Here is a 25,662-nt window from a genome sequence, read left to right as displayed (position 1 = left end):
CGTGTTCAGTCGGTGGGGTGGGCCGCCTGGGCCACGGCCAGGATCGCGTCGAGCTTCTCCAGCACTTCGGGGTCGATCTGCTCCAACGGCACGAAGTCGGCGAGCAGGTGATAGCGCTTCTTGCGCATCAGCGCCTCGGGCAGGCCCAGGCTCTGGTGGTAGCTGGCAAACAGAGGCTCCAGGAACTCGTCGCTGACCTTCAGGTCGCCAGTCCACGGCGAGGGCTTGCGCAGGCGCTCGAGGGCCTGTTCCATGGCCGAGATGGCGCGCTGCATGGCTTCTGCCCTTTGGGGTGCCTCAGCCTGGTCGATCAGATCACCGGCGTCGGGTACGGCCAGCTCGGGTCGGCCGTCGGCCGCGGCATAGGCCAGCAAGGCCTCGGGCGTGCAGATGTAGTTCTCGATCTCGCGCTTGCGCCATGCCACCATCTGCAGGACCGCGTCTTCGGGTAGTGCGCGCTGCAAGCGATCGAACAACGCCAGGCCGCGCAGGTCGGGTACTGCCTCGCGCAGGCCATGAAAGCGGTCGCGGGCCAGCGGTGGCGAGTTGGTGTCCAGATAGTCCACATAGGCCGCGTCGAGCAGCGGCGCCACCGGGTGCCCCAACCGCGCGGCCAGGCGCTGCAAGATCGCGGCATCGGTGGAGCCTTCCAGGTACAGCACCCAGCCTCGTGCCTCGGCCTGGAGGTAATGCTCGTAGCCGATGCTCAGCAGGGCCTTGCTCAGCTGCGAGCCCTGGTCGTTGATGCGGTGTGGCGCTCCCAGAAAGGCGATCACCGTATCGCGGCCCGCGGCACGGTTGAGCACCACTTCCGAATGTGTGGCAGCAATCAGCTGGGAACCGGTGCGGTTGGCCAGTTCGGTGATGAGGTCGTAGTTCTGGCGTTGGCGCAGCACTTCGAGGTGCGCGTCGGGCTCGTCAAGCAGGATGGTGCTGCCCCGGTAGGCATACAGGTAGGTCAGCAGCAACAGCGTCTGCTGCAGGCCACGCCCCGCAGCAGAAATGTCGAGCAGCGCCCGGCCTGCAGCCCGATAGGCCAGGCGAAGTTCGCCGCGGACGGCATCGAACTCAGGAACTTGAATCTGAACGCCGAACAGCTGCTCGATCCGGCTCACGACCTGCTGCCAGTCGGCAGGTGAGGTCTCGGCCACCGAATAGCACAGGTTGCGCAACACCTCCGCGGTGCGACCCTGGCCGATGAGCACATTCACACGGCCGGGCGGCAGCAGCGGCTCCTCGGTGGCAAGGCCCGACATCGGCGGTAAAAAGGCCACATTCAAGGCGCCAGACACACGCTTCATGCGCTGAATCTGAGCCTCGTCCAGCGGCTGGGCGGCCGAGGGTCGGCAGAACAGCGACTCGGCGTTGGCGTAGTCGAAATCGAGCGCGATGGACCATGCCTCGTCGCCGAGCACACCCTCGCACGCGACCGTGACCAGGATGGACTCCGTCGTGGGCTTGCCCTCAGCGTTTTGGCCGCCGGTACGCGTATGGAGATCCTTCCACAACAAGTTGGTGTGGGGCACCGGCAGGGCAAACAAGTCCTTCCGGTTGAGCGTCACGCCCTGGCGTTTGCGACCGCTGGCATCGTCGGACTTCTGACGCACCCACTGCTGCAGCCCGGTGTGCCACAAGGCCAGCGCCTGCAGTGCGCTCGTCTTGCCGGAGTTGTTGGGGCCTACAAAGACGACATGCCCGCCCAGTTCGATCTGCGCCTCGCAGATGCGCTTGAAGTTGCGGAGCGACAAGCGGGTCAGCATGGTCAAGCCTCCGTCCAATCTTCAACCCGCAGGCCCGGCACGCGGGCGAACTCGCGGGTGTTTTGCGTCACCACCACCAGCCCGGCAGCCAGGGCGTGGGCGGCAATCCACAGGTCTTGCGGGCCGATCGGCTGCCCCGCCAGCTCCAGTGCGCGGCGCACTTCACCGTAGCGCGTGGCCACGGGCGGCGTGAGGTCGAGCACGGGCACCAGGGCCTGCAGGCGATCCAGCTCCGCGCGGCTGGCCTCGGGGTCGAGGCTCTTCTCGGCGCCATAGCGCAGCTCACCCAGGGAGATGAGCGACATCGCCAGGTCCGAGGCCGGCACGGCTTGAAGCCGCTGCACCAGCCGCTGGTGTCGAACCTGCCGAGCCACGTCCCGTGGCGGTCGGCCTTTCAGATGCTGGCGAATGCCGATGCAGGCATTGGTGTCGAGCAGGTACGTGGGCATCGTGTTGGGGCTAGTACTCGTCGTCGTCCAGCAGGCCGGGGCGGTGTTCGGGGGGCGCGGTATTCTTCACACTGACGAACATCTCGTCCGGCATGGCGAGCAGCACCTGGAACACGTCCCAGGCGGTTTTGCCTTGCGCTGGCGCGGGCGCATCAAGCCCGGCCGCCAGGCGCTCCAGCTCGGCTTCGAGCTGCTCCTTGACGCGCTCGATCTCGGTCACCTCGAAGAAGTGCCAGGGCTCGGTCTGCAGCAGCTCGAGGTGCGCGTTGACGGCGGGCAGCCAGCGCTCGCGCATGAAGTAGCGCTTTTCGGCCTTGTCTTTGGCAAATCCCGTCACTTCCAGCACCAGGTTCAAGCAGCGGCCCTGCGGCGTGCACACGCGCACGATGAAGTCGGGCAGGTAACGGCGCTCGGTGCCGGCGGCGTCGACATACGGCACCTCGAAGCCGAGGAAGGCGTTCTTCACGTAGCTCTCGACGCGCGGGTTCTGCTCCAGCGTCTTGGCGGCGATCTGCTCCCAGCTGTCGGTGTCGGCCACGACGCGGTTGACGTGGCTCTTGGTGGTGGCGAACACCGGCTTGGTGGTGCTGCCCGACACATGCGCCGTGCTGCCGCGCGGGTTGTGGTGGTTCAAGAGCGGCAGCACGCTGGGGCCGCCGGCCGCCGCGGCCGGGTGCCGCCGCGCGGCCTGCTCGATGCCCATGAACACACTGGCCGCCACGCGGGTGGCGTCCTCAAACCGCAGCAGGCGCTTGAAGCGCGGGTCGCGCTCGCCGATCAGGTCAACCTGGCGCTCGTACCAGGTCTGCGCGATGTGGCGCAGGTCGCCGAAATGCTCCAGCCGCACGCGGCCGTCGTCGCCGCGGTAGTAGCGCGAGAGCACTTGCGCGGCGGCCCAGAACACCACTTCCTGGTCGCGCAGGCGGTCCAGATCCAGGCGCAGGGCCTCGCGCTCGCCTGAGAAGGCGCTGCCCAGCTCGGTGTGCGCGGGGTGGCTGGTGAGGTCGAGCCGGAAGGGCGGCACACCATCGAAGTCGGCCTCCACGCGATCGGCCGCGTGTGCGAGCTTGTAGCCCAGCAGGCGCGGAAAACGGATCTCCAGCGCCGCGCGCTCGGGCAGCGCGCGGATGGGCTTGGGCTCCACCACGGGCAGCGGATCGATCTCGCCCCCACGAAAGAACTTGAAGGGCACGCCGATGATGTGCGCGTACTCGGGCGGGAAGCGGCCGGTCTTGGGGTCCAGCAGGTAGTGGCGGCGGCGCAGGGCACGGCCGGCCACCTGCTCGCACAGCAGTTGCGAGCCGAAGGCGCGCACGCCGACGATGTGCGTCACGGTGTTGGCGTCCCAGCCTTCGGTGAGCATGCCCACGCTGACGACGCAGCGCACGTGCTGGCCCAGCTTGCCGGCCCGGCCGACGGTGTTGACCACTTCGCGCAGCAGGTGCGCGTCGGTGAGCGAATCGACCGACTGCTCGGGGTGGGCGATGCGCCAGTCGCGCTTGAAGGCCTCGATCTCGGGGGCGAACACGCGCTTGAAGTCGTCGTCGATCTGGCCGGAGTGCTCCAGCGCGTCGGAGTCAATCAGCAGCGAGGGCGGGCGCGGCCTCGCCGTGCGCGTGGCGGGGTCGAAGTTCGAGAACAGCGGCAGCACGCCGGGCACCACCAACGGCCGGCCTTCGGCGTCAGCCCCCTCGTAGCCCGCGATCTTCTTGAACACCTCTTTCGACACCGTGGTGTTGCTGCACACGACGATGAACACCGGCGGGCTGGTGAGCAGATCGGCCCCGCGTTCACCCTTCTCGCGCTGGCCTTTCTCGTAGCCCTCGTAGTGGCGGTAGAACTGTTCGAGCGCGTGGAGCAAGAGCGAAGGCAGTTGCGGCGGCGGCTCGGCAGCGAGCTTGGCCGCCTTGCCGGGCTTTGCAGGCGGGACGGCCTCTTCGGCCTTGTCGTCCTTGCGTTGTGTGCGCTGGCCCTTGCGCGGCAGCAGGTCTTTGCAGTGCTCGTACAGGTTGCGCAGCACGGGCTCTTCGAGGTGCTGCGCGCTGTCGTCGACCGGCAGGAACGGAATCTTCACGAGGCCGGCCTCGATGGCTTCGATGAGGCCGAAGTCCGTCACCACCCACGGAAAGCAGCTGTACGCCGGCCAGCCCGAACCCGACAGGTGGTAGGGCGTGGCCGAGAGGTCGTACACCGCCCGCACCTGCCAGCGCCGGGTCACGGCGCACAGGCCGCTGTACCAGACAGCCGCGCGTTCGTTCTCGGTGGCGCTGTGCTCGTCGTCGCTGTCGCGGCCCTTGGCCCTGGGCAGGTAGCAGTGGTGCGCTTCGTCGTTGAGCACCAGCAGCCGCCGGCCGGCCTTGAAGCCGGGCAGCAGGCGGCGCAGCACGCCGGCGTCGTCTTCGCGGGCTTCGACCTTGCGGCCGTCGGGGCCCAGCTTGCCGTCGAGCGGGCTCTTCTTGTTGCCGCCGATCAGGCGCGGCTCGAAGCCGTGGAAGTTGGTGATGGCCAGCCGCGCGTTCAGGCCGGCCATCAGCGGCGCATAGGCCGGCGGCACCAGCTTGCGCTGGCGGTAGCAGTCGGCGGCGTCGTGGTCGGCCAGGGTCTGGGTGTCGACGCGCAGCACGCCGAGCCGGTCGCGGATGGTCACGCCCGGGGCGACGAGCAAGAAGTAGTCGGCGTAGCGCGGGTCTTGGCCGTAGGTCTGGCGGTTGAGGTAGTGGTACAGCACCAGGCAGGCCATGACCACGGTCTTGCCGGTGCCGGTGGCCATCTTGAAGGCGATGCGCGGCAGCGTGAGCCCGGGGTCGCCGCTGCTGGCCTGGGCACGCGCGAGCAGGTTCAGGACGTGCGTGCCGGGGTTGCTCTTGTCGGCCACCTCGTTGAGCCAGATGGCGGCTTCGACGGCCTCGCGCTGGGCGAAGAAGAGGCGGTGGTGGTCGGCGCGCTCGGGGTTGTCGAACCAGTGGCTCAGCAGCTCGCGCGTGACGCGGCTGGTGACGCCCGGGTAGCCTTCGCTGCGCCAGCGGCCGAGTTGCTCGCGCAGCAGGTTGACGAGGTGGTCGCGGTAGTTGGCGGCCAGCTCGTTGAGGTCGTACAGCTCGCTTTGCGGCGCGCTGGCCAGCGGCACCTGGGGCGTGTCGGGGGCGAAGATGCGGCGGCCGGGGCGGCGGTCGCGGTAGTCGAGATGGCCGTCGGTGCCGGTGGCGTAGTGGAATTGGGGCTCGTCGTAGGGGCCGTTGAGGATGGGGCCCGGGTCGCCCTTCGCTGCGCCTGTGGCGGCCTTGGCGGGAGGGCGACGTTCACTCATGCTGGCATGTTAGCGATGGGGCCGGCTGGGGGATGCCAGGGTCTTCTCGGCCATCGCCCTTCGACACGGGGCCCTCGACAAGCTCGGTCCCCTGCTCAGGGTGAACGGGTAAGGGCAACGGTGCCCGGTCAGGGTGAACGGGTAAGGGCAACGGTGCCCGGTCAGGGTGAACGGGTGGGGACAACGGTGCCCGCTCAGGGTGAACGGGTGGGGGCACCGGTGCCCGTTCAGGGTGAACGGGTGGGGGTGGCCGCGCCCAGCCGCGCCGCCAGCTCGGCCGCCTTGCCGGTGTAGGAGGCCGGCGTCATCGCCATCAGCCGTGCCTTGTCGTCGGCCGGGATGGCCAGCGCCGCGATGAAGCCCTGCATCAGCTCGCGTGTGATCGGCTTGCCGCGGGTGAAGCCCTTGAGCTGCTGGTAGGGGTCGGGCAGGCCGTGGCGGCGCATCACGGTCTGCACGGGCTCGGCCAGCACCTCCCAGGCGTCGTCGAGGTCGGCGGCGAGCGCGGCCTCGTTCACCTCGAGCTTGTCGAGGCCGCGGGCCAAGCTGTCCAACGCGAGCACACCATAGCCCAGCGCCACGCCCATGTTGCGCAGCACCGTGCTGTCGGTGAGGTCGCGCTGCCAGCGGCTCGTGGGCAGCTTGCCGCTCATGTGCACCAGCAGGGCGTTGGCGAGGCCGAAGTTTCCCTCGGCGTTTTCGAAGTCGATGGGGTTGACCTTGTGCGGCATGGTCGAGCTGCCGACCTCGTCCTTCTTCACGCGCTGTCTGAAATAGCCCAGGCTGACGTAGCCCCAGACGTCGCGCGCCCAGTCGATGCCGATGGTGTTGGCGTGCGCCATGGCGTCGAACAGCTCGGCGATGCCGTCGTGCGGCTCGATCTGAATGGTGTACGGATTGAAGACCAGGCCCAGGCGCTCTTCGACGACCTTCTTTGCAAAGGCCTCCCAGTCCACATCCGGGTAGGCCGCGAGGTGGGCGCTGTAGTTGCCGACCGCGCCGTTCATCTTGGCCGGCAGCACCACCGCGGCGATGCGCGCGCGGGCCCGCTGCAGCCGGTGCGCGACGTTGGCGACCTCCTTGCCCAGCGTCGTGGGGCTGGCGGTCTGACCGTGGGTGCGGCTGAGCATGGGCAGGGCCGCAAAGGCCGCGGCCATGCGCTCCATGCGCGCGATGACGCCGTCGAGGGCCGGCAGCAGGACCTCGCGCCGTGCCGCGCCGAGCATCAGGGCGTGGCTGGTGTTGTTGATGTCCTCGCTGGTGCAGGCAAAGTGCACGAACTCGGCCGCACGCTCCAGCTCCACCACACCGGTGAAGCCCTCGCGGATGAAGTACTCCACTGCCTTGACGTCATGGTTGGTGGTGCGTTCGATGGCCTTGATGCGTGCGGCATCGGCCAGCGAGAAGCCGGCCACGCGGGTGCGCAGCGCCGTGCGCGCGGCCTCGGACAAGGGCCCGAATTCCGCCAGGCCCAGCTCCGACAGCGCGACGAACCACTCCACCTCCACCTGCACGCGGCAGCGCATGAGCCCGTACTCCGACAGCAGCGGGCGCAGCGCGCCGAGCCGGGCCGCGTAACGGCCGTCCAGAGGGGACAGCGCCGTCAGCGGTGTCGGCAGGTCGGCGGCAGCGGGCACGTTCATCGGGCTGGCATTGTAGGAGTCAGGGGCGTTGCCGAGGGCGGGTTTGCCCGCCCGGCGCTACAGTCGTCGAATGCGGCCAGCAGGGCCTGCGGCCGTCACGATGGGCCCGAGCCGCACACAGGGAGATGACGCATGAATGACACCCCTTCGGTCCCTCCGTCCTCTGCCCCCCGCGAGCTGCCGCTGCGCTTCGTCGGCTCGGGAAGCGAGTACTTCCGCATCTGGATCGTCAACCTGCTGCTGACCCTGGTGACACTCGGGCTGTACTACCCCTTCGCCAAGGTGCGGCGGCTGCGCTACTTCCACGGCGCCACCGAGGTGGGGGGTTCGCCACTGAGCTTTCACGCCGACCCCTGGAAGATGCTGCGCGGCTATGTGCTGGTGGCGGTGCTGCTCGGCGTCTACACCGGCGCCGGGCAGTTCTCAGCCACCGCCGGGGCGATCGCCTTCCTCATCGTCGCGGCGCTGTGGCCGGCGCTGTGGCATTCGTCGATGCGCTTCCGGCTGGCCAACACCGGCTGGCGCGGGCTGCGTTTCCGCTACACCGGGCCGCTGGGTGGCGCCTACGCCGTGATGGCCGTGCCGCTGGGCGTGAGCATGCTGTTTGTGCTGACGGCGCTGCTGATCCAGCCCGACAAGCCAACGGACCCGCCGGCCCCGCCTTCGGGCACCGAGTTGTTCCTGGCGGTGTCGCCGGGGCTGTTGCTGCTGGTGCTGCTGCCGCTGTTCTTCTGGCTGCTCAAGCTCTTGCAGCACGCGAACTACGCACTGGGCGGCGAGCGCACAGACTTCACGGGCCGGCTGGGCTCGTTCTACGGGCTGGCCTTCAAGACCCTGGGCGTGGGCCTGCTGGCCATCGCAGCCGTGGTGGCGGTGGTGACCGCGGTCTCGTTCATGCTGGGCAGCTTCGAGGATGCACACAGAGCCGGCATCCTGATCGGCGTTCTGACGGTCTTCGTGTCCTACCTCGTGGTGTTCCCTGTAGCCGGCGGCTACTGGACGGCCCGGCTGCAGAACCTGGTCTGGGGCCACACCGCGAGCCCGCGGCTGCGATTTGACAGCTCGCTGCGCGCGCGCGCCTTGGCCGGGCTGTGGTTCAAGAACACGCTGCTGGTGCTGCTGACACTGGGGCTGTACATGCCCTTCGCCCAGGTTGCCAGCGCCCGGCTGCGGCTGGAGGCCATGACGGTGATCTCGGACGTCGACCCGGACGAACTGGCCGCCAGCGCCGCGCAGGCCGACGAGGCCGCAGCGGGCGACGCGGCGGGCGATCTGCTGGGCTTCGACATCGGGCTCTGAGCGCCCCCGACATCCCGATGGGCGAGGGCATCAGCGCCACCTGGTACGACGGCCGGACGGCACGGGGCCGGACGGTGCGTGCCTCGGTGCAGGGCGGCACGCTGTGGCTCTGCGACGAGGCCGGCGTGCGCCAGGGCCTGGCGCTGACGCGTGTGCAGTGGCCCGAGCGCACGCGCCACGGCCAGCGCGTGGCCCAGTTGCCCGACGGGGGTTCGCTGGCCTTTGCCGACGCGGCCACCTTCGACGCCTGGTGGCACGGCATCGGCCAGCGCGAGAGCTGGGTCGTGCGCACGCAGCAGCGCTGGCGCAGCACCCTGGCGGCGCTGGCGGCGCTGCTGCTGCTGGGCACCGCGGGCTACATCTGGGGCGTGCCGGCCCTGACGGCCGGCGTGGTGGCGGTGACGCCGGCCGAGGTCGAACAGGCCCTGGGCGACACGGCGCTGCAGCAGATCAAGGACGGCCTGTTCCAGCCCACGAAGACGCCCCCGGAACAGCAGGCGACGTGGCGCAGCCGCCTCGATGCGGCCTTGCGGCAGGCCTACCCCGAGGGCCCGGCAGCGTGGCAACTGCACTTCGTCGGTGGCGGCCACCTGGGGGCCAATGCCCTGGCCCTGCCCGGCGGCCACATCGTCATCACCGACGAGCTGCTGGCCTTGCTGCAGGGGGCTGACGACGCGGTCCTGGGCGTGCTGGCGCACGAGCACGGCCACGTGCGGCGGCGCCACGGCCTGCATGCGGTGGTGCGCTTCGGCCTCGTCTCGGCCGCCACCTCGGTGGCGCTGGGCGACTTCAGCAGCCTGATGGCCGGCGTGCCGGCCCTGCTGGCCCACCTGGGCTACTCGCGCGACGCCGAGCGCGAGGCCGATGCCGATGCCGCCCGCGTGCTGCGGGCTGCCGGCCGCGACCCGGCGGCGATGGTGGTGCTGTTCGAGAGGCTGCAGGCCCGCAGCAAAGGCGACCGCACCGCGGGCGGGCTGCCGATCGCGTTTGCCTCGCACCCGGCAGACGAGGAGCGGGTGCGGTTCTTCCGGGAGGCTGCCCGATCACCGCCATGAGGGAGCGTCTTCGGGGGTCGCTGTCACCAGCGCAGTCCGAACCCGCAGGCATCGTCGCCGCGGGCCTCGCAGGCCGTCTCACGCACGCGGGCGGCGTGGTGCACCAGCACCTGGAACAGGCGCCCGAAGGCGGCGGCGTCGCAGTCGCAGGCCAGCGCGCTCGAGCACCTGATCGGCAAACGGGAAGTCGACCTTCCTCTTGCTCTCAAGTGGACCTCATGGTCTTTCCGTCGCCCACGCGCCGGGCCTGGCCCGCCGGCCCGCTCAACCCAGGGCTTCGTCGAGGACCTCGACCCAGTGGCGCACCGGCGTGGCCGTCCCCGACTGCAGGTGCTGGATGCAACCGATGTTGGCGCTGACGATGACCTCGGGCTCCAGCGGCGCCAGATGGCCCAGCTTGCGGTCGCGCAGCTGCGTGGCCAGCTCGGGCTGCAGCACGCTGTAGGTGCCGGCGCTGCCACAGCACAGGTGGCTCTCGGCCGTGGCCAGCGAGACCTCGAAGCCGAGCGCGCCCAGCGCCTGCTCGACGCCGCCGCGCAGTTGCTGGCCGTGCTGCAGCGTGCAGGGCGGGTGGAAGGCCAGCTTGCGCGGGCTCAGTGCATTGCCCCGACCCTGCGCGGCGGCGCTCAATTTGGGCGTCAGCGCTGGCAGCATCGCGGGCAGCAGCTCCGAGAGGTCCTTCGTCAGCGCGCTGATGGCGACGGCCTTGTCGGCGTAGTCGGGGTCGTGGGCCAGCGCGTGGGCGTAGTCCTTCACTGCTGAGCCGCATCCGGAAGCGTTCATCACGATGGCCTCGACGCTGCCCTGTGACGTGAGACCCTGCGCCAGCGGCCACCAGGCGTCGATGTTGCGGCGCATGTCGGCGAGGCCGCCCTCGTGGTCGTTCAGGTGCGAGCGGATGGCACCGCAGCAGCCGGCACCGTCGGCCACCAGGGTCTGGATGCCGGCGGCGTCGAGCACACGCGCAGTGGCGCTGTTGATGTTGGGCATCATGGCCGGCTGCACGCAGCCCAGCAGCAAGAGCACCTTGCGCGGATGCTCGCGGGTGGGCCAGCGGTGGGCGCGGGCGGCGGCCGCGCCCCGGGCCGGCGCCGGCACCTTGGCCTTCAGCGCCGCGGGCAGCAGCGGGCGCACGGCCTGGCCCAGCTTCATGGCGGGCCCGAACAGCGGCGAGGTCAGGCCCTCCTTCAGCAGCCAGCGCACGGCCTGCTCGCCCTTGGGGCGCTCGACCTTGGCCTCGACCACGCGGCGGCCGATCTCCACCAGGTGGCCGTAGTCCACGCCGCTGGGGCAGGTGGTCTCGCAGTTGCGGCAGGTGAGGCAGCGGTCCAGGTGCTGCTGCGTCTTGCGCGTGACCTCGGCGCCCTCCAGCACCTGCTTCATCAGGTAGATGCGCCCGCGCGGGCCGTCGAGCTCGTCGCCGAGCAGCTGGTAGGTGGGGCAGGTGGCGGTGCAGAAGCCGCAGTGCACGCACTTGCGCAGGATGGCCTCGGCCTCTTGGCCGTCGGGCGTGCCTTGGAACTCGGGGGCCAGGTGGGTTTGCATCCGGTGGCTCGGGTTGTCAGTCGAGCGTGTAGCTCAGAAGCCAGTAGTGCGTGTGCGCCGTCCACTGCGGGGCGCAGGCCCGCGGGCCGAGTGCGGCGATGGCCTCGGCGGCCGAGGGGAAGTTCTTCAGCACCTCGTGCTGGCTGCCGTCGTCGAGCGTGCGCAGCTGGTAGGTGTTGCCCTCGGCGTCGGCGCGCGAGATGGGCGTGCTGCGGGTCTGCACGAAGCTGTTGTCGAGCATCAGCACGCGCGCGCCAGGCAGCAGCCGCGCGTGCAGCGTGTCGAGCCAGGCGCGCAGGCGCGCCAGCGGCACGTGGCTCCACCAGCAGCCGGCGAAGGCGGCGTCGAAACGCTTCACGCCCAGCTCGGCCAGCGAGTAGGCATCGGCGGTGGCAAAGCGCACAGCCGGCGGCATGGGCTTGGCGCGCGCCACGGCCAGCGTTTCGGGTTGGGCGTCGGTGGCCAGCCAGAACGCGGCGTCGCGCGCGCCGTGCGGCGTCCACCACCCGGTGCCGCAGGCGATCTCCAGCACGCGCCGGCCGGCAAACACCGCCGGCAGCGCGGCCTCGATGGCGCGCAGCTCGTCCTGGCGCTCGGGCTGGGCGTAGACGCGCTCGTAGTAGGCGGCGCGCTGCGCGTAGTAGCCGCGCATCTGATCGGTAATGTCCATCGGCGGCTCGCTCACAGCCCCGGCAGCAGCCGACCGGGGTTGAAGATGCCGGCGGGGTCGAACTGCTGCTTCAGGGCGCGGTGGATGCGCAGCAGCGCGGGCGGCGGCGTGGCAAAGCTGCCGGCCGACTTGTCCTGCGCGCGGAACAGCACCGCGTGCCCGCCCACCGCCGCCGCGGCCTCGCGCAGCGTGGCCGCGGGCGCGCTGGTGCAGATCCAGCGCTGCGCGCCGCCCCATTCCACGAGCTGTTCGCCCGAGAGCTTGAGCGGCGGCGTCACTGCCGGCACCGACAGCCGCCACAGTGCGGCCCCGGCCATCACGGCCTTGGCCGCACCGGCGAAGAATTCGTCCGTGTGGTCGCGCAGCCCGAGCCAGAACGGTGCGGCCATCGCGTCATCGACCCGCTCGCCGCCGATGCGGGCCAGTGCCGACTGCACGGCGGCCTCGGCGCCGGCCAGGCGCAGCACGAGCATGCCGTCCCACCAGGCGCTGGCGTTCAGCGGCAGCGGCTGGCCGAGCAGCTCGTTGACGCGGCGGATGGCCGTGCCGGCGTCGAGCTCCAGCCGCGTCGTGGCCACGGCACGCGGCAGCGGCAGCACCTTCAGCGACACCTCGGCGATCAGGCCCAGCACGCCCAGGCTGCCGGCAAGGACGCGGCAGACGTCGTAGCCGGCAACGTTCTTCATCACCTGGCCGCCGAAGCTGAGCACCTCGGCGCGGCCGTTGACCATGGTCGCACCGAGCACGTAGTCGCGCACGCCGCCGGCGGCCAGCCGCGCCGGGCCGGCCAGGCCCGCGGCCACCATGCCGCCCACGGTGCCGCCCTCACCCGCCGATGACACAAAGCGCGGCGGCTCGAAGGCCAGGCTCTGGCCCTGCTCGGCGAGCACCGCCTCAAGCGCCGCCAGCGGCGTGCCGGCGCGCACGGTGACCACCAGCTCGCTGGGCTCGTAGCGGCTGATGCCGGCCAGCGGCCGCAGGTCGAGCACGTCGCCCACGGGCTCGCCGCCGTAGAAGTCCTTGGTGCCGCCGCCGCGCAGCGCCAGCGGCTGGCGGTCGGCCGCGGCGGCGCGGATGCGTTCGACGAGGCGCGCCAGCGCCGGATCCTGCAGCGCCATGGTGCTCAGAAGCGCTCCAGGTGGGCGAAGGGCAGCAGGCCCTTCTTCACGTGCATGCGGCCGTACTCGGCGCAGCGCTGCAGCGTCGGGATCACCTTGCCGGGGTTCAGGCCGCCGGCTTCATCGAACGCGCGCTTCACGGCGAACATCGCCTCGCGCTCCTCGGGGCTGAACTGCACGCACATGCTGCTGAGCTTTTCCACGCCCACGCCGTGTTCGCCGGTGACGGTGCCGCCCATGGCGACGCTGGTTTCCAGGATGTCGGCGCCGAACAGCTCGCAGCGGCGCAGCTGGTCGGGATCGTTGGCGTCGTACAGGATCAGCGGGTGCAGGTTGCCGTCGCCGGCATGGAAGACGTTGCAGCAGCGCAGCTGGTACTTCTTCTCCATCTCGGCAATGGCCAGCAGGATGTCGGCCAGGCGCTTGCGCGGGATGGTCGAGTCCATGCACATGTAGTCGGGGCTGATGCGGCCGCTGGCCGGGAAGGCGTTCTTGCGGCCGCTCCAGAAACGCAGGCGCTGGGCCTCGTCCCGGCTCACCTCCAGGCGTGTGGCGCCGCAGCCCGACAGCACCTCCAGCATGCGGTCGATTTCTTCCGCCACCTCTTCGGGCGTGCCGTCGCTCTCGCACAGCAGGATGGCCTCGGCCGAGAGGTCGTAGCCGGCGTGCACGAAGTCTTCCACCGCCGCCGTCATGGGCTTGTCCATCATCTCCAGGCCCGCGGGGATGATGCCGGCGGCGATGACCGCGGCCACCGCATCGCCGGCTTTGCGCACGTCGTCGAAGCTGGCCATGATGCAGCGCGCCAGTTGCGGCTTGGGCGTGAGCTTCACCACCACTTCGGTCGTCACGGCCAGCATGCCCTCGCTGCCCACCACCAGCGGCAGCAGGTCCAGGCCCGGCACGTCCAGCGCCTCGGAGCCGAACTCCACCGCCTCGCCCTCGGCCGTGTAACCGCGCACGCGCAGCACGTTGTGCAGCGTGAGGCCGTACTTCAGGCAGTGCACGCCGCCGGAGTTCTCGGCCACGTTGCCGCCGATCGTGCAGGCGATCTGGCTGGACGGATCCGGGGCGTAGTACAGGCCGTGCTTCGCCACGGCTTCGCTGATCGCGAGGTTGCGCACGCCGCACTGCACGGTGGCCGTGCGCGCGTGCACGTCCACCTGCACGATGCGGTTGAACTTGGCCAGGCTGAGCGTCAGGCCCAGCGGGTGCGGCATGGCGCCGCCCGACAACCCGGTGCCGGCGCCGCGCGCCACCACGGGCACGGCCAGCCGGTGGCAGGCCGCGAGCACGGCACTCACCTGGGCCTCGGTCTCGGGCAGCGCCACCGCCAGCGGCAGCTGGCGGTAGGCGGTGAGCCCGTCGCATTCATAGGGCACGGTGTCCTCGGCCTGCCAGAGCAGCGCGTGAGCCGGCAGCAGAGGGGCCAGGGCGTCAACCAGCAGGCGTTGGCGGGCGGCACGTTCGGCCGGATCGGCGCGGACGGTGGGCAGCGGCGCATTCATGCACAGACTGTAGCGCCCGGCCCGGCGGTGATTCAGCCCGCTGCGGTGAAGACTGTCAGCACCCCGGTGTAGCCGTAGACATGGTGGCGCGCCACCTCGCCCGCGGCGAAAAACCCCACCAGCGGCACCTCCGGGCCACCGCCCGACAAGGCGTGCTGCACCAGCTGCAGCTCGGCCGAGGGCCCGCCAAAGTGCGGCCCGCCACGGCCCGAGCACGACACATAGAGGCCACCGGCGATGCGCCTCGGCGCGCCGGACGGGCCGTCGTCCAGGGGCGCCAGGCTGTCGGGTCCATCGCCCGCGATGATGACCGGGGCCTGCGCCGACTCGAGCTCGTCGCGGATCTCGGCACAGATGCGCACGAGATCACGCCGCGCCGCCTGCACATCGCGCTGGCAGAAGCCCAGCGACATGCCGGGCTCCACCAGGTCGGCCACGGCCACGGCCTCGCGGGCGGGATCGAGCCCCACGAGGTGACGGACGCGCGTATCGGCACCAAACTGGCCGCCGCGGCCCAGCATCGTGGCATCGGCGTCGGCCAGCGCCACGAGTGTGGCGCGCAGCCGGGCCAGGGCGGTGCGCGGCTCGGAGAGATCGGCCAGGCCGATGTCGCGCAGCAGGCAGGGCAGTGCCGGCTCACCGTCGAGCGCCAGCACCAGGTTGCGCTCGGCGGCCGTCACGCGGCGCACCGGGCCCAGCGGCTGCGAGCCCTGGCTCACGCGCGACACCAGCGCCACATCGCGCGTGAAGGCCACGCCCGACAGGCCGCCGCGCCAGGCGCCGTCGGCCACGTGCACGGCGGCGCTGCGCGAGGAGGCCAGGCCGCCGAACACGTAGCCCGAGCTGAGGCGGTCACTCATTTCGCCAATCAGCTCGGCCAGGTCCGGCGTGGCCGGGTCGGCGTGCACAAGCGCGCTGAAGGGCTCGATGCGGTGCAGCTTGCGGGCGCCCGAGAAGACCTCAAAGCGCCCGGCGGGCAGCGCCGCCAACATCAGCACCAGCGCCGGCTCGTCGAAGTACTCCACCCCCATGGCCGCCACGCCGACGCCGACGCTGCCCACCCAGGCCACACCCGGCCAGCGCTGGCGCAGGGCGGCCACCAGCGCGTCGGCGTCACCGGCAAAGTGGTCGGTGAAATAGACGAAACCCAAGGACAGCGGCCCACGCGCGCTGGCCTCGTGCTCGGCGCGCCGCGCCTCCACCTGCGCCGCGGCCAGCGCAAGGGCGCCGCGCCAGTCGGGGTGGGTGGCGTGACCGACGAGAAAGGCGTGCATGACAGCGCTTCGGGCTGCCGCTCAACGACGCCTGGGCGCCGCACGGCCTGCGCTTCGGGTTGCCGTCTTGGCGGCCTTGGCCGCCTTGCCCGGCAACGAAGCCGCGGTATCGAGCGCACTGGCGGCGGCGTCCACCGAGCGCTTGACCACGGTGCCGGCCAGCGACCGGGCGCCGTCCTGGGCCGTGTCCTTGAGGGCCTGCGCAGCCAGCTCGCTGAACTGCTGCGTGAGCGCGCCCCACCACTGCATGGGGTCGACGGCCGCAGCGGTCGGCCCGGCAGCCTTGGCACGCGGCGCGGCCTTGCGGCGCGGCCGCGCCGCGGGCTTGGGCTCAGGCGCCGGTTTTGCAAACGGCTTGATCTTCAGCGACTCCGACAGCTCGGCCATCGGCAGGTTCATCCCCTGGAGCGTGTTCAGCGTCATGCGCTGCACCTCGAGCGCCTGGATCGTGGTGGCCAGCAGCCGCGCGTTCTGCTCGAGCCAGAACTGCACGGTCTTGAGCTCCTGGATCCGCTTGTCGAGCTCGGCAGGGTCCAGGGTGGGTGCGATCCACTGGCCAACGTTCGGCAGCCCGGCACCCGCGTTCTTCAGCAGGCCCTGCAGGAAGTCGAAGCCCGGCACGTGGCGGGCGAAGTCGGCCGCGGAACTCATCACCGGTCTCCCTCGGGGTGCAAGTCGCGGCGCGCAGCGGCCGCCGTTCCATTGTGCGCCAGCGAGCCTGGATTCCAGCGGCCCACGCTCCCAGGCGCGCCCGCCGCTCGCGGCATCACCGGGCGCCGCCGAGGTCGATGCGCAGCACGCCGCGGTCCTGCTGCAGCGGCAACCGGCCGAGCACGTCCATGCCCAGCAGCGGCGCGTGCAGCTGCGGCAGCGCAGTGATGCGCAGCCGTTCGGCGCGCACGCCACCCTCGAGTTCGAGGTCGCCGACGACGACCCGGCCCTGCACCACACCGCCGGCCGTGGCCGACTGCACCGCGCCCACGGTCGGCAGGCCCAGCTCGTCCGCCAGGCGCGACGGGATGGCGGTGCCGGTGGCGCCGGTGTCAACCAGGAACTCCACCTCGCGGCCGGCCAGCCGACCCAGCCAGTGGTAGTGGCCGTCGGCACTGCGGCGGATCTCGACCAGCTGGCCTTCGATCGCGAAGCGCGTCTGGCGCTCACGGGCCTGCCAGACCTGCACGCCCAGGAACATCAACAACCCGAGCAGCAGCCAAACCGTGGCGTGCTTCAGCCAGCCCGGCAGCTCGTTCATCGCCGCTCGCGCCCGGCTCTCAGGCTGCCGTCGCCGCGGGCGTGTCGACGTCGACCATGAGCCGCCCCAGCGGCGCCTCGGCCTGGGCGGTCTCCAGGCTGAGCGTGCAGCTGTCGCCCAGGGCGAGACGCAAGGCACCGGTCGGGCCGTCGGCGGCGCCGTTCTGCGCCGACAGCGGCACTGCCTGGGCCAGCAAGGTGCCTGCAGCCAGCGGCCGGCACTGCGCCGCCGCGGCCAGCCAGCGCCCGAAGCCGCCGATGGCGCTGCCGGTGTCGGCCCGCCCGGCCTCACGGCCGGCGCGCAACACGCGCAGCAGCCCGTCGATGCGCCCGCGTTGCCAGGCGGCGCCCAGCTCGTCGGGCGTCACCGCCACCGGGCCGAAGGCGGCCCACGCCTGTGTGTGCAGCCGCCAGGCCGCGAGGTCGGCCGCGGCTTGCGGCGCCTCGGCGGCCAGCAGCAGCAGGCGAACGGCTTCCAGCGCGGTGTCGGCGTCGGCTCCGCAGGGGATGTCGGCCGTGATCACCGCCAGCTGCGCCTGCAGCTCGAAAGGCGGATCGGCCGGCAGCGACAGCCGTGCGCCGGCCAGCGCGCCGCCGGCGCCGGCCTCGAGCCCATCGCCCACCGTGCGCAGCCAGGCCACCGGCCGCGGCAGCGGCGCCAGGCAGCGAGCGGGGTCGAAGGCAAAGGCGTGCCGCGCCTTGCCGCCGTTGAGGATGGCCGAGAGATCCTCGAGTTGCGGCGAGACGAAGTTCCAGTCGTCCAGCAGCTGCTGCATCGTGGTGGCGATGCCGGCAGCAAAGTGGGCTTGCGTGAGGTCGCGCGAGACGACGGCGAGCTGGCCATCGCGCGAGCCGTCCATCAGGGTGGCGAGTTTCATGGGGAGCGGGTGTCGATGGCACTATTGTGGGGTGAGCGCTCCCGACCCCAGTCCCTTTGCGCAGCCCGAGGGCGCACCCCCGGCGCGTCGCTGGCCGCTGGCGGCGGCCCTGCTGGTGACGGTAGCCCTGGTGCACGCGCTGGCCTTGATGGGCCTGGTGGCGGCCGGCGGGGGCACGCCGGCCATCGCGGGGCAGGCACCGCCTGCGCGTGGGGCGACCATGGCGGTGCGTACGGTGCCGGCGCCTTCGGAACCCGTCGTGGCGCCCGTCGCCGCACCGCAGGAGCCGCCGGCTGACCGACCCCGTCCGCAGCCGACCCGGCCCGACGCGCCGGTGGCCACCGGCGAGCCCTTTGTCGCAAGCGGCCCGCCATCCGCAACGCCCGGCGCAACGGCCGCCGCCCTGCCGGCCGCAGCGGCCACCGAGCCGGGCAGCACCCCCCCACCGGGATCGCCCGAGCCCAGGCTGGTGGCCGCCGCCACGCCGCCAGCAGCGGCTGCGCCTGCGGCACCCTCGGCGCCGCCCCTGCCGCGTTACCGCGCCAGCCTGCCGCCGCCCTTTGAGGCCCGCTTCGACATGCGCCGCGGGGCCTTCGGAGGCCAGGCGGACTGGCGCTTCAGCAACGTCGGCGGGCGTTACCAGTTGGAGCTGCAGACCAGTGTGTTGGGCCAGAACATCAGCCACCTGCGCAGCGAGGGGGGCATGGGCCGCGCCGGGCTGGAGCCCGTGCGCTTCGTCGATGGCCGGCGCGGCCGCGACCGGCGCGCCGTGAACTTCCAGCGCGACGCGCCCGGTGGCGCGCGCATCAGCTTCAGCGGCCCGGCCCACGAGCTGCCCTTGCCCGAGGGCGTGCAGGACCGCCTGAGCTGGCTGTTGCAGCTGGCGGCGATCGTCGATACCGACCCCGCGCTGCGCCAGCCCGGGGCCCGCGTGTCGATGTGGGTGGTGAGCCCGCGCGGCGACGCCGACGTCTGGGTTTTCGAGATCACCGGCGCCGAGTCGCTGCGCGGCGACGACGGCCGGCCGCAGCCGGCGCTGGCCCTGCAGCGCAAGGCCGACCGCCAGCTCGACACCGAGGTGCGCGTCTGGCTCGACCCCGCTGCGCACCACCTGCCGCTGCGTGCCGCCTGGCGCCACGACGGCGAGGGCCCGGTGGTCGAACTGCGGCGCCTGGAGCTGGCCTGGCGCTGACCCGCCCCGCCCCGCGGCCTTGAAGCCGGCCCTGGGGGCCCCACCTGCGGTGCCATGCAGATGCTCTACAACTCCGACAACTTCGTGGTCGTCCGTTTCGACAACTCCGGTGGCGAGCCGGGCAGCGCGGCGGGTGGCTACGAAATCGTGGACAAGTTCGCACGCCGGGAGGTCTACCTCCAGGGTGCGGTGGCCCAACGCTTCGAACGCGGCGTGCAGGCGCTCGTGCGGCAGGGCTCCAACCCGGAGTCGCTCGACGAGTTCATTGCCGGTTTCGCCCACGCCGCGCTGCAGCCGCTGGCGCTGCACTGAACGCCACGGGGGCCGCGCGGCGCGGCCCGCCTGCGGCGGGGGAACGGGCGGCCCTGGCGCGGGTGCCGATTTCCGCCGATCTGAAAGACAGGTGTCAAGCTGGCTCGCGCGGCTCCGATAAGCCGGGCATGGGATCCCTGATAGAGGCTTTGAGCGAGTCCTTGAGCGACCACACGGTGGCATCGTTCGGGCTGGTCGTCTCGCTGTTGGCCCTGGCCTTGATGATGGCGGCGCGCCAATGGCAGGCGCACAGCCGTCTGCGCCGCCGCCTTGACGCGGCCTGTTCCGAGCTGAGCGACCTGCGCCAGCGCGACCCGCTCACGGGCCTGATCTCGCGCGAGGCCCTGGAGCAGGAGCTCTGCATGGCGGTGCAGCGGGCTGATCGCGAACAGCGCGCACTGTGCCTGGCCTGCATCGGCCTGGACGGCTTCCGCGCCATCAACGACGCCTACGGGCACGGCGTCGGCGACGTCGTGCTGCGCGAGCTGGCCGCGCGCCTGTCGGCCTGGGTGGATGACCGGCCGCAGGTGGCGCGTGTGGGCGGCGACGAGTTCGTGCTGTTCCGCGAGGGTGGCGTCGGCGAGCTTGACACCCTCGCTCGCGAGCTGCAAAAGCATTTGAACGCGCCCTTGGAGACCGGGGCCCTGAACCTGCAGATCAGCGCCTCCATCGGCTTCGCGGTCTACCCCGACGATGCCGCTGGGCCTCGCCTGCTGGCGCACGCCGCGCTGGCGATGCGCAGCGTCAAGCAAACCGGCGGCAACGGCCACACCCGCTACGACCTGACGATGAGCGTCAAGCACCGCGAGCACGCCGAGCTGCTGCTGGACCTGCGCCAGGCCCTGGCGCGCGGCCAGCTCCAGCTGGTGTACCAGCCCAAGATCGACGCCCGCTCGCTGCAGGTCACCTCCGCCGAGGCGCTGCTGCGCTGGCAGCACCCGAGGCGCGGGCTCGTGAGCCCGGCGCAGTTCGTGCCACTGGCCGAGCGCCACGGCCTGATCCGCGAAATCGGCGCGTGGGTCATCGAGGAGGCCTGCCGCCAGGCTGCCGAGTGGCGCGAGGCTGGCCTGCGCATGCGCATCGCCGTCAACATCTCCGGCCACCAGCTGCGCAGCCCCGACTTCGTCGACCAGCTGCTGCACTCGTTGCGCCACCACGGCATACCCCCGCACCGTCTGACCTGCGAAATCACCGAGAACATCGCCATCGAGGACACGCCGGCCACGCGCGGCGCGTTCGAACGCATGCGCAGGGCCGGTTTGCACGTGTCCATCGACGACTTCGGCGCCGGCACCTCGGCCAGCCTGGCGCACATCCGCCGCCTGGCACCGGCCGAGCTGAAGATTGACGCCGGCCTCGTGCATGACATCGAAGACAGCGAGGCGGCGCGCGCGATCGTGCGCGCCGTCGTGCAGATGGCGCGCTCGCTGCAGCTGCACGTGGTGGCCGAGGGCGTGGAGACCGAGGCCCAGCGCGACGCGCTGGTGACGCTGGGCTGTGACGAGTTGCAGGGCTTCCTGTTCGCCAGGCCCATGTCGCCCTCGGCGCTGGCCTTGTGGGCGATGTGCGACGGCCCGGCAGCGCCACCGGCGTTCAGGCCCTCGCTGTTCGACCCGACGGCCCCGGCGCCGCTGGTGTGACGGGCGGCCCGGGGCGGGGCTACGCTCTCAGAGCTGCTCCCAGGGCAGCCCGTCGTGCCGCCAGCCGTTGAGGCGGCCACGCTGGAAATGTTCGTCGAGTTCGCCCTCGAATCCGTGCAGCACGTTGACCACCTCGCGGAAGCCGGCGGACTCGAGCGCCTGGCCGGCCTCGACGGTGCGCTTGCCGGAGCGGCAGATCAGCACCACCGGGCGGTCTTCGCGACCACCCTCGAGCCGCACCTGGCGCACGAAGGTGCCAGGGTCGGCCTGCATCTCCGGGTACTCGTACCACGCGATGTGCACCACGCCGGGCGGGTGGCCGACGTACAGGTACTCGATCTCCATGCGCACGTCGACGAACAACGCGTCAGGGTTCGACTGCAGGTAACGCCAGGTCTGTAGGGGAGTGAGGTGTTTCATGCGCTCGGCGTGGTGCGCCGTGGTGGGGCTTTCTACAATCGGATGATGAACGCGCCGAACTCGCCCGTCCCGGCCCCCCTGACCGCTCGCTACACCCGAGCAGCCGCCCTGCCCGCCATTTTGCAGCAGCGCATCGCCATCATCGATGGCGCCATGGGCACGATGATCCAGCGCCACAAGCTCGGCGAGGCGGACTTCCGCAACGCGGCGCTGGCCGGCCACCCCAAGGACCTGAAGGGCAACAACGACCTGCTGGTGCTGACGCGGCCCGATGTCATCCTCGGCATCCATGAGCAGTACCTCGCCGCCGGCGCCGACCTGATCGAGACCAACACCTTCGGCGCGACCAGCATTGCGCAAGAGGACTACGGCCTGGCCCACCTGGCACGCGAGATGAACGTCTTCGCCGCGCGCCTGGCCCGCGTGGCCTGCGACCGCCACAGCACGCCCGACAAGCCGCGTTTCGTGGCAGGCGCCCTGGGCCCGACGCCGCGCACCGCCAGCATCAGCCCCGATGTCAACGACCCCGGTGCACGCAACGTCAGCTTCGACGAGCTGCGCGCCGCCTACCGCGAGCAGGCCGAAGGCCTGCTCGAAGGCGGCTGCGATGTGTTCCTGGTCGAGACCATCTTCGACACGCTCAACGCCAAGGCCGCCATCTTCGCGCTGGACGAGCTGATGGAGGACACGGGCGAGCGGCTGCCGGTCATCATCAGCGGCACCGTCACCGACGCTTCCGGCCGCATCCTCAGCGGCCAGACCGTGGCCGCCTTCTGGCACAGCGTGCGCCACGCCCGGCCGCTGGCCGTGGGCCTGAACTGCGCGCTCGGTGCGGCGCTGATGCGGCCCTACATCGAAGAGCTGTCGAAGGTGGCCTTCGACACCTGGATCAGCTGCTACCCCAACGCCGGCCTGCCCAACCCGATGAGCGACACCGGCTTCGACGAGACGCCCGAGGTCACGGCCGCGCTGCTGGAGGAGTTCGCCAAGAGCGGCTTCCTCAACATCGCCGGGGGCTGCTGCGGCACCACACCGGAGCACATCGCCGAGATCGCCCGGCGGCTCAAGCCCTTCCGGCCGCGGCAGACCAGGCTGTTCACCCCGCTGCTGGCGGCGTAGTCACACCTCGATCTTCGTGCCCAGCTCGACGAGGCGGTTCGTCGGCAGGTGCAGGAAGTCGGCCGCCGCGGCGGCGTTGCGGTGCATGCTGGCGAACAGCTTCTCGCGCCAGGGTGCCATGCCCCCACGCGCCCGGCCCAGGGTCGGGATCACGCTGTCGCGGCTGAGGAAGTAGCTCGTCTCCATCTCGTCGAGTTCGATGCCGCGGCCGGAAAGCAGCTTCAGCGCCTCGGGCACGTCGGGCTCGTTCTTGAAGCCGAAGTGCAACGTCACCTGCCAGCAGTCGTGGCCCAGCGGTTGCACCTCGACGCGCCGGTCGAAGCCGATCCAGGGCTGCTCATGGTGCACCACGGTGACGAACAGGTTCTGCGCGTGCAGTACTTTGTTGTGCTTGAGGTTGTGCAGCAAGGCGAACGGTGTGCTGCCCTGCTCGGCGCTGAGGAACACCGCCGTGCCCGGCACGCGCAGCGGCGGCGCCAGGAACAGGCTCTCGATGAAGGGGCCGAGCTCCAGCGCCTCGTCGCGCAGCCGCTCGGCCATCAGCCGCCGGCCGGCGTGCCAGGTGGTCATCAGTGCGAACACCACGCCGCCGATGGCCAGCGGGAACCAGCCACCGTCGAGCACCTTCACGAGGTTGGCCGACAGGAACACCAGGTCGACGGCGAAGAAGCAGCCGGTGGCCGCCAGGCACAGCGACAGCGGCAGCCGCCAGGCGTGGCGGATGACGAAGAAGGTCATCACCGTGGTGATGGTCATGTCGATCGTCACCGCGATGCCGTAGGCCGAGGCCAGCGCGCTGCTGCTGCCGAACACCACCACGGCGAAGACGACACAGCCGTAAAGGCTCCAGTTGATGAACGGGATGTAGACCTGACCGCTGGCACGCACGCTGGTGTGCAGCAGCCGCAGCCGCGGGATGTAGCCCAGCTGCGCCGCCTGCTTGGCCACCGAGAAGGCCGCCGTGATGAGCGCCTGCGAGGCGATCACGGTGGCTGCCGTGGCCAGCCCGATCAGCGGGAAAAGCGCCCACTGCGGCGCCATCTCATAGAAGGGGTTGGCGACGTTCTCGGGGTGCTGCAGCAGCATCGCACCCTGGCCGAAATAGTTCAGCAGCAGCGCCGGCATCACGACGGTGAACCAGGCCAGGCGGATCGGTCGCTTGCCGAAGTGGCCGAGATCCGCGTACAGCGCCTCGGCGCCGGTGACGCACAGCACGACGGCCCCGAGCGCGACGAAGGCCACGCCGGGCTCGGCGAGCATGAAACCCAGCGCGTGGTGCGGCGACAGCGCCACCAGCACGCCGGGATGGCGCACGATGTGCACGACACCCAGCACCGCCAGCACCACAAACCACACCAGCGTGATCGGCCCGAACCAGCGCCCCACCGCCGCGGTGCCGAAGCGCTGAAGCGCGAAAAGCAGCGTCAGCACCGCCAGCGTGACCGGCACCACATAGCGGTGCAGCCCCGGCGCGGCGACCTCCAGCCCTTCGACGGCCGACAACACGCTGATGGCCGGCGTGATGACGCCATCGCCGAAGAACACCGCCGTGCCGAAGATGCCCAGCAGCAGCAGGCGCGAGCGCAGCACGGGGCGGTCCTTCACGGCCTGCGAGGCCAGCGCGAGCATCGCGATGAGGCCGCCTTCGCCGTGGTTGTCGGCGCGCAGGATCAGCGTCACGTACTTGAGCGTGACCACCACCGTCACTGTCCAGAACACCAGCGACAGGATGCCCAGCACGTGCTCCGGCGTCATCGCGACGCGGCCGTGCGCGAACACCTCCTTCAGTGCATACAGCGGGCTGGTGCCGATGTCGCCATAGACGACGCCGATGGCAGCCAGGGTCAGCGCCGGCAGCGCCGCGCGCTGGCCACCTTGTGCACCGCTCATTCGAAGCTCTCGGCCTCGGGGTCGGTGGCCTCCAGCTCGTAGGCAGCGGCCAGCATGGCCAGCCGGCCCATGACGCCGTACATGTAGAAGCGGTTGGGCGGGCTGGCGCCGGGCTTGGCGCCGGGCCTGGGCAGGGCGCTGCCCTCGGCGAAGGCCAGCGGCACGTAGCTCGATCCGGGGCCGCCGAGGTTCTCGTCGGCGCCGCGCTCGGCGTGCACGCGGTAGAAGCCACCGACCACGTAGCGGTCCATCGTCATCACCACCGGCTCGGCCACGGCGCCATGCACACGTTCGAAGCTGGGCACGCCCTCCTGGATCAGCACCTCGGTGATGGCCTGGCCGTCCTTGGCCAGGCCCATGCGGTCGCGCAGCGCGGCAGCATGCGCCAGATCGCGCAGGTCGCGGACCGTCACGACGCCACGGCCCAGGTTGCCGTGGTCGGCCTTGATGACGACGAAAGGCCGCTCGTTGATGCCGTACTCCTTGAACTTGCGCCGCACCTTGCCGAGCACGGCCTCGACGTTGGCGCGCACGCAGTCCAGGCCGGCGGCGTCGTCGAAGTCCACCTCGCCGCAGCGGCTGTGCAGCGGCGTGATCAGCCAGGGGTCCATGCCCAGCAGCTTGGCGAACTTCTTGGCGACTTCTTCATAGCTTTCGAAGTGACGGCTCTTGCGGCGCACCGTCCAGCCGGCATGCAGCGGCGGCAGCAGGTACTGCTCGTGCAGGTTGTGGAACTCGCGCGGGATGCCATGGGCGAAGTCGTTGTTGAGCAGGATGGTGCAGGGGTCGAACTCCTTCAGGCCCAGGCGCGTCTTGCTGCGCAGCAGCGGCTCCAGCAAGAGCTCGCCGCCGTCGGGCAGCGGCAGCCGCTGCGGCCCGGCCAGCGCGGGATCGGTCGAGCCCAGCCGCACGTTCAGACCCGCCTGGGTGAAGATCTGCATCAGGCGTCCCACGCTGGCGCGGTAGAACGGGTCGTCGCCCAGGTCGCCGGGCACGACGAGCAGGTTGCGCGCCTCTGGGCAGATCTTCTCGATGGACGCCATCGCGGCCTGCACGGCCAGCGGCAGCATCTCGGGCGTGAGGTGGTTGAAACTGCCCGGGAACAGGTCGGTCGACACCGGTGCGAGCTTGAAGCCGGCATTGCGCAGGTCCACCGCGGCGTAGAAGGCCGGCGTGTGCTCCATCCACTCGAGCCGGAACCAGCGCTCGATGGCCGGCATGGACTCGAGGATGCGCTGCTCGAGTTCGTTGATGGGGCCCGTCAGGGCGGTCGTCAGATGCGGAACCATGGTCACCTCGCCAGACGGACCATTCTCCGCCCAAATCACGGCC

At 71.0% G+C, this 25,662-nt stretch carries 22 protein-coding genes; 6 read left to right on the top strand and 16 right to left on the bottom strand.

Annotated features, from left to right (window positions below; genetic code table 11):
• Positions 1 to 5: 5 nt before the first annotated feature.
• The 4 genes from KA711_06550 to purB form a co-directional block, all read right to left on the bottom strand.
• Complete coding sequence (locus KA711_06550) at positions 6 to 1,760, bottom strand: AAA family ATPase (protein ID MCM0608646.1); 1,755 nt, start codon at positions 1,758 to 1,760, stop codon at positions 6 to 8.
• Positions 1,761 to 1,762: 2 nt separating this feature from the next.
• Positions 1,763 to 2,209, bottom strand: a complete 447-nt coding sequence (locus KA711_06545; GenBank protein MCM0608645.1) for a type II toxin-antitoxin system VapC family toxin — start codon at positions 2,207 to 2,209, stop codon at positions 1,763 to 1,765.
• A 10-nt stretch (positions 2,210 to 2,219) separates the two neighbouring features.
• Positions 2,220 to 5,516 (bottom strand): DEAD/DEAH box helicase family protein, encoded by a 3,297-nt coding sequence (locus KA711_06540; GenBank protein ID MCM0608644.1) that lies wholly within the window; start codon positions 5,514 to 5,516, stop codon positions 2,220 to 2,222.
• A 227-nt stretch (positions 5,517 to 5,743) separates the two neighbouring features.
• The gene (gene purB, locus KA711_06535; protein ID MCM0608643.1) at positions 5,744 to 7,159 is read right to left on the bottom strand and encodes an adenylosuccinate lyase; all 1,416 of its coding nucleotides are present in this window, start codon (positions 7,157 to 7,159) and stop codon (positions 5,744 to 5,746) included.
• Between the two features lie 132 nt (positions 7,160 to 7,291).
• Here purB and KA711_06530 point away from each other — a divergent pair, with 132 nt between their 5' ends.
• Complete coding sequence (locus tag KA711_06530) at positions 7,292 to 8,458, top strand: DUF898 domain-containing protein (GenBank protein MCM0608642.1); 1,167 nt, start codon at positions 7,292 to 7,294, stop codon at positions 8,456 to 8,458.
• 17 nt (positions 8,459 to 8,475) lie between these two features.
• Positions 8,476 to 9,513 carry a M48 family metallopeptidase gene (locus tag KA711_06525; protein ID MCM0608641.1) on the top strand — a complete coding sequence of 346 codons (1,038 nt, stop codon included), beginning with the start codon at positions 8,476 to 8,478 and terminating at the stop codon, positions 9,511 to 9,513.
• Positions 9,514 to 9,536: 23 nt separating this feature from the next.
• Here the strand turns inward: KA711_06525 and KA711_06520 are convergent, their stop codons facing one another.
• The 9 genes from KA711_06520 to KA711_06480 all read right to left on the bottom strand — a co-directional run bounded on the left by KA711_06520 (position 9,537) and on the right by KA711_06480 (position 17,757).
• The gene (locus tag KA711_06520; GenBank protein ID MCM0608640.1) at positions 9,537 to 9,692 is read right to left on the bottom strand and encodes a hypothetical protein; all 156 of its coding nucleotides are present in this window, start codon (positions 9,690 to 9,692) and stop codon (positions 9,537 to 9,539) included.
• 85 nt (positions 9,693 to 9,777) lie between these two features.
• Positions 9,778 to 11,058 (bottom strand): glycolate oxidase subunit GlcF, encoded by a 1,281-nt coding sequence (gene glcF / locus KA711_06515; protein MCM0608639.1) that lies wholly within the window; start codon positions 11,056 to 11,058, stop codon positions 9,778 to 9,780.
• A gap of 16 nt (positions 11,059 to 11,074) precedes the next feature.
• Positions 11,075 to 11,710 carry a class I SAM-dependent methyltransferase gene (locus KA711_06510; protein ID MCM0608638.1) on the bottom strand — a complete coding sequence of 212 codons (636 nt, stop codon included), beginning with the start codon at positions 11,708 to 11,710 and terminating at the stop codon, positions 11,075 to 11,077.
• Positions 11,711 to 11,739: 29 nt separating this feature from the next.
• Complete coding sequence (gene glcE, locus KA711_06505; protein MCM0608637.1) at positions 11,740 to 12,846, bottom strand: glycolate oxidase subunit GlcE; 1,107 nt, start codon at positions 12,844 to 12,846, stop codon at positions 11,740 to 11,742.
• 5 nt (positions 12,847 to 12,851) lie between these two features.
• Positions 12,852 to 14,354 carry an FAD-binding protein gene (locus KA711_06500; GenBank protein MCM0608636.1) on the bottom strand — a complete coding sequence of 501 codons (1,503 nt, stop codon included), beginning with the start codon at positions 14,352 to 14,354 and terminating at the stop codon, positions 12,852 to 12,854.
• Positions 14,355 to 14,386: 32 nt separating this feature from the next.
• Positions 14,387 to 15,628, bottom strand: coding sequence for an FIST C-terminal domain-containing protein (locus KA711_06495; GenBank protein ID MCM0608635.1), 1,242 nt, complete (start codon positions 15,626 to 15,628; stop codon positions 14,387 to 14,389).
• 21 nt (positions 15,629 to 15,649) lie between these two features.
• Complete coding sequence (locus KA711_06490) at positions 15,650 to 16,279, bottom strand: hypothetical protein (protein ID MCM0608634.1); 630 nt, start codon at positions 16,277 to 16,279, stop codon at positions 15,650 to 15,652.
• 115 nt (positions 16,280 to 16,394) lie between these two features.
• The gene (locus KA711_06485) at positions 16,395 to 16,880 is read right to left on the bottom strand and encodes a clan AA aspartic protease (protein MCM0608633.1); all 486 of its coding nucleotides are present in this window, start codon (positions 16,878 to 16,880) and stop codon (positions 16,395 to 16,397) included.
• Positions 16,881 to 16,899: 19 nt separating this feature from the next.
• The gene (locus KA711_06480; GenBank protein ID MCM0608632.1) at positions 16,900 to 17,757 is read right to left on the bottom strand and encodes a fumarylacetoacetate hydrolase family protein; all 858 of its coding nucleotides are present in this window, start codon (positions 17,755 to 17,757) and stop codon (positions 16,900 to 16,902) included.
• Positions 17,758 to 17,788: 31 nt separating this feature from the next.
• On the opposite strand from KA711_06480, the gene KA711_06475 reads away from it, so the two are divergent.
• The 3 genes from KA711_06475 (at position 17,789) to KA711_06465 (ending at position 20,901) form a co-directional block, all read left to right on the top strand.
• Positions 17,789 to 18,949 carry a DUF3108 domain-containing protein gene (locus KA711_06475; protein MCM0608631.1) on the top strand — a complete coding sequence of 387 codons (1,161 nt, stop codon included), beginning with the start codon at positions 17,789 to 17,791 and terminating at the stop codon, positions 18,947 to 18,949.
• A gap of 54 nt (positions 18,950 to 19,003) precedes the next feature.
• A complete protein-coding gene (locus KA711_06470) occupies positions 19,004 to 19,261 on the top strand; it encodes a DUF3567 domain-containing protein (GenBank protein ID MCM0608630.1) in 258 nt (85 codons plus the stop codon).
• Between the two features lie 128 nt (positions 19,262 to 19,389).
• Complete coding sequence (locus KA711_06465; GenBank protein ID MCM0608629.1) at positions 19,390 to 20,901, top strand: bifunctional diguanylate cyclase/phosphodiesterase; 1,512 nt, start codon at positions 19,390 to 19,392, stop codon at positions 20,899 to 20,901.
• Positions 20,902 to 20,928: 27 nt separating this feature from the next.
• Here KA711_06465 and KA711_06460 read toward each other — a convergent pair whose 3' ends face one another.
• Complete coding sequence (locus tag KA711_06460) at positions 20,929 to 21,321, bottom strand: rhodanese-like domain-containing protein (protein ID MCM0608628.1); 393 nt, start codon at positions 21,319 to 21,321, stop codon at positions 20,929 to 20,931.
• 45 nt (positions 21,322 to 21,366) lie between these two features.
• Here KA711_06460 and KA711_06455 point away from each other — a divergent pair, with 45 nt between their 5' ends.
• Entirely contained in the window at positions 21,367 to 22,440 is a 1,074-nt protein-coding gene (locus tag KA711_06455; GenBank protein ID MCM0608627.1) for a homocysteine S-methyltransferase family protein, read from the top strand.
• Here the strand turns inward: KA711_06455 and KA711_06450 are convergent, their stop codons facing one another.
• Together KA711_06450 and gshA are read right to left on the bottom strand one after the other, a co-directional pair.
• Positions 22,441 to 24,330, bottom strand: coding sequence for a potassium transporter Kup (locus KA711_06450; protein ID MCM0608626.1), 1,890 nt, complete (start codon positions 24,328 to 24,330; stop codon positions 22,441 to 22,443). It abuts the gene before it with no gap.
• Positions 24,327 to 25,619 carry a glutamate--cysteine ligase gene (gshA, locus tag KA711_06445; GenBank protein MCM0608625.1) on the bottom strand — a complete coding sequence of 431 codons (1,293 nt, stop codon included), beginning with the start codon at positions 25,617 to 25,619 and terminating at the stop codon, positions 24,327 to 24,329. The genes KA711_06450 and gshA overlap by 4 nt, the downstream gene beginning before the upstream one ends.
• Between the last annotated feature and the right edge of the window lie 43 nt (positions 25,620 to 25,662).

It is taken from the genome of Ideonella sp. WA131b (assembly GCA_023657425.1).
GTDB lineage: Bacteria > Pseudomonadota > Gammaproteobacteria > Burkholderiales > Burkholderiaceae_C > Rubrivivax.
The sequence above is the reverse complement of the archived record's forward strand: the minus strand, read 5'-3'. Positions and strand labels throughout refer to the sequence as shown.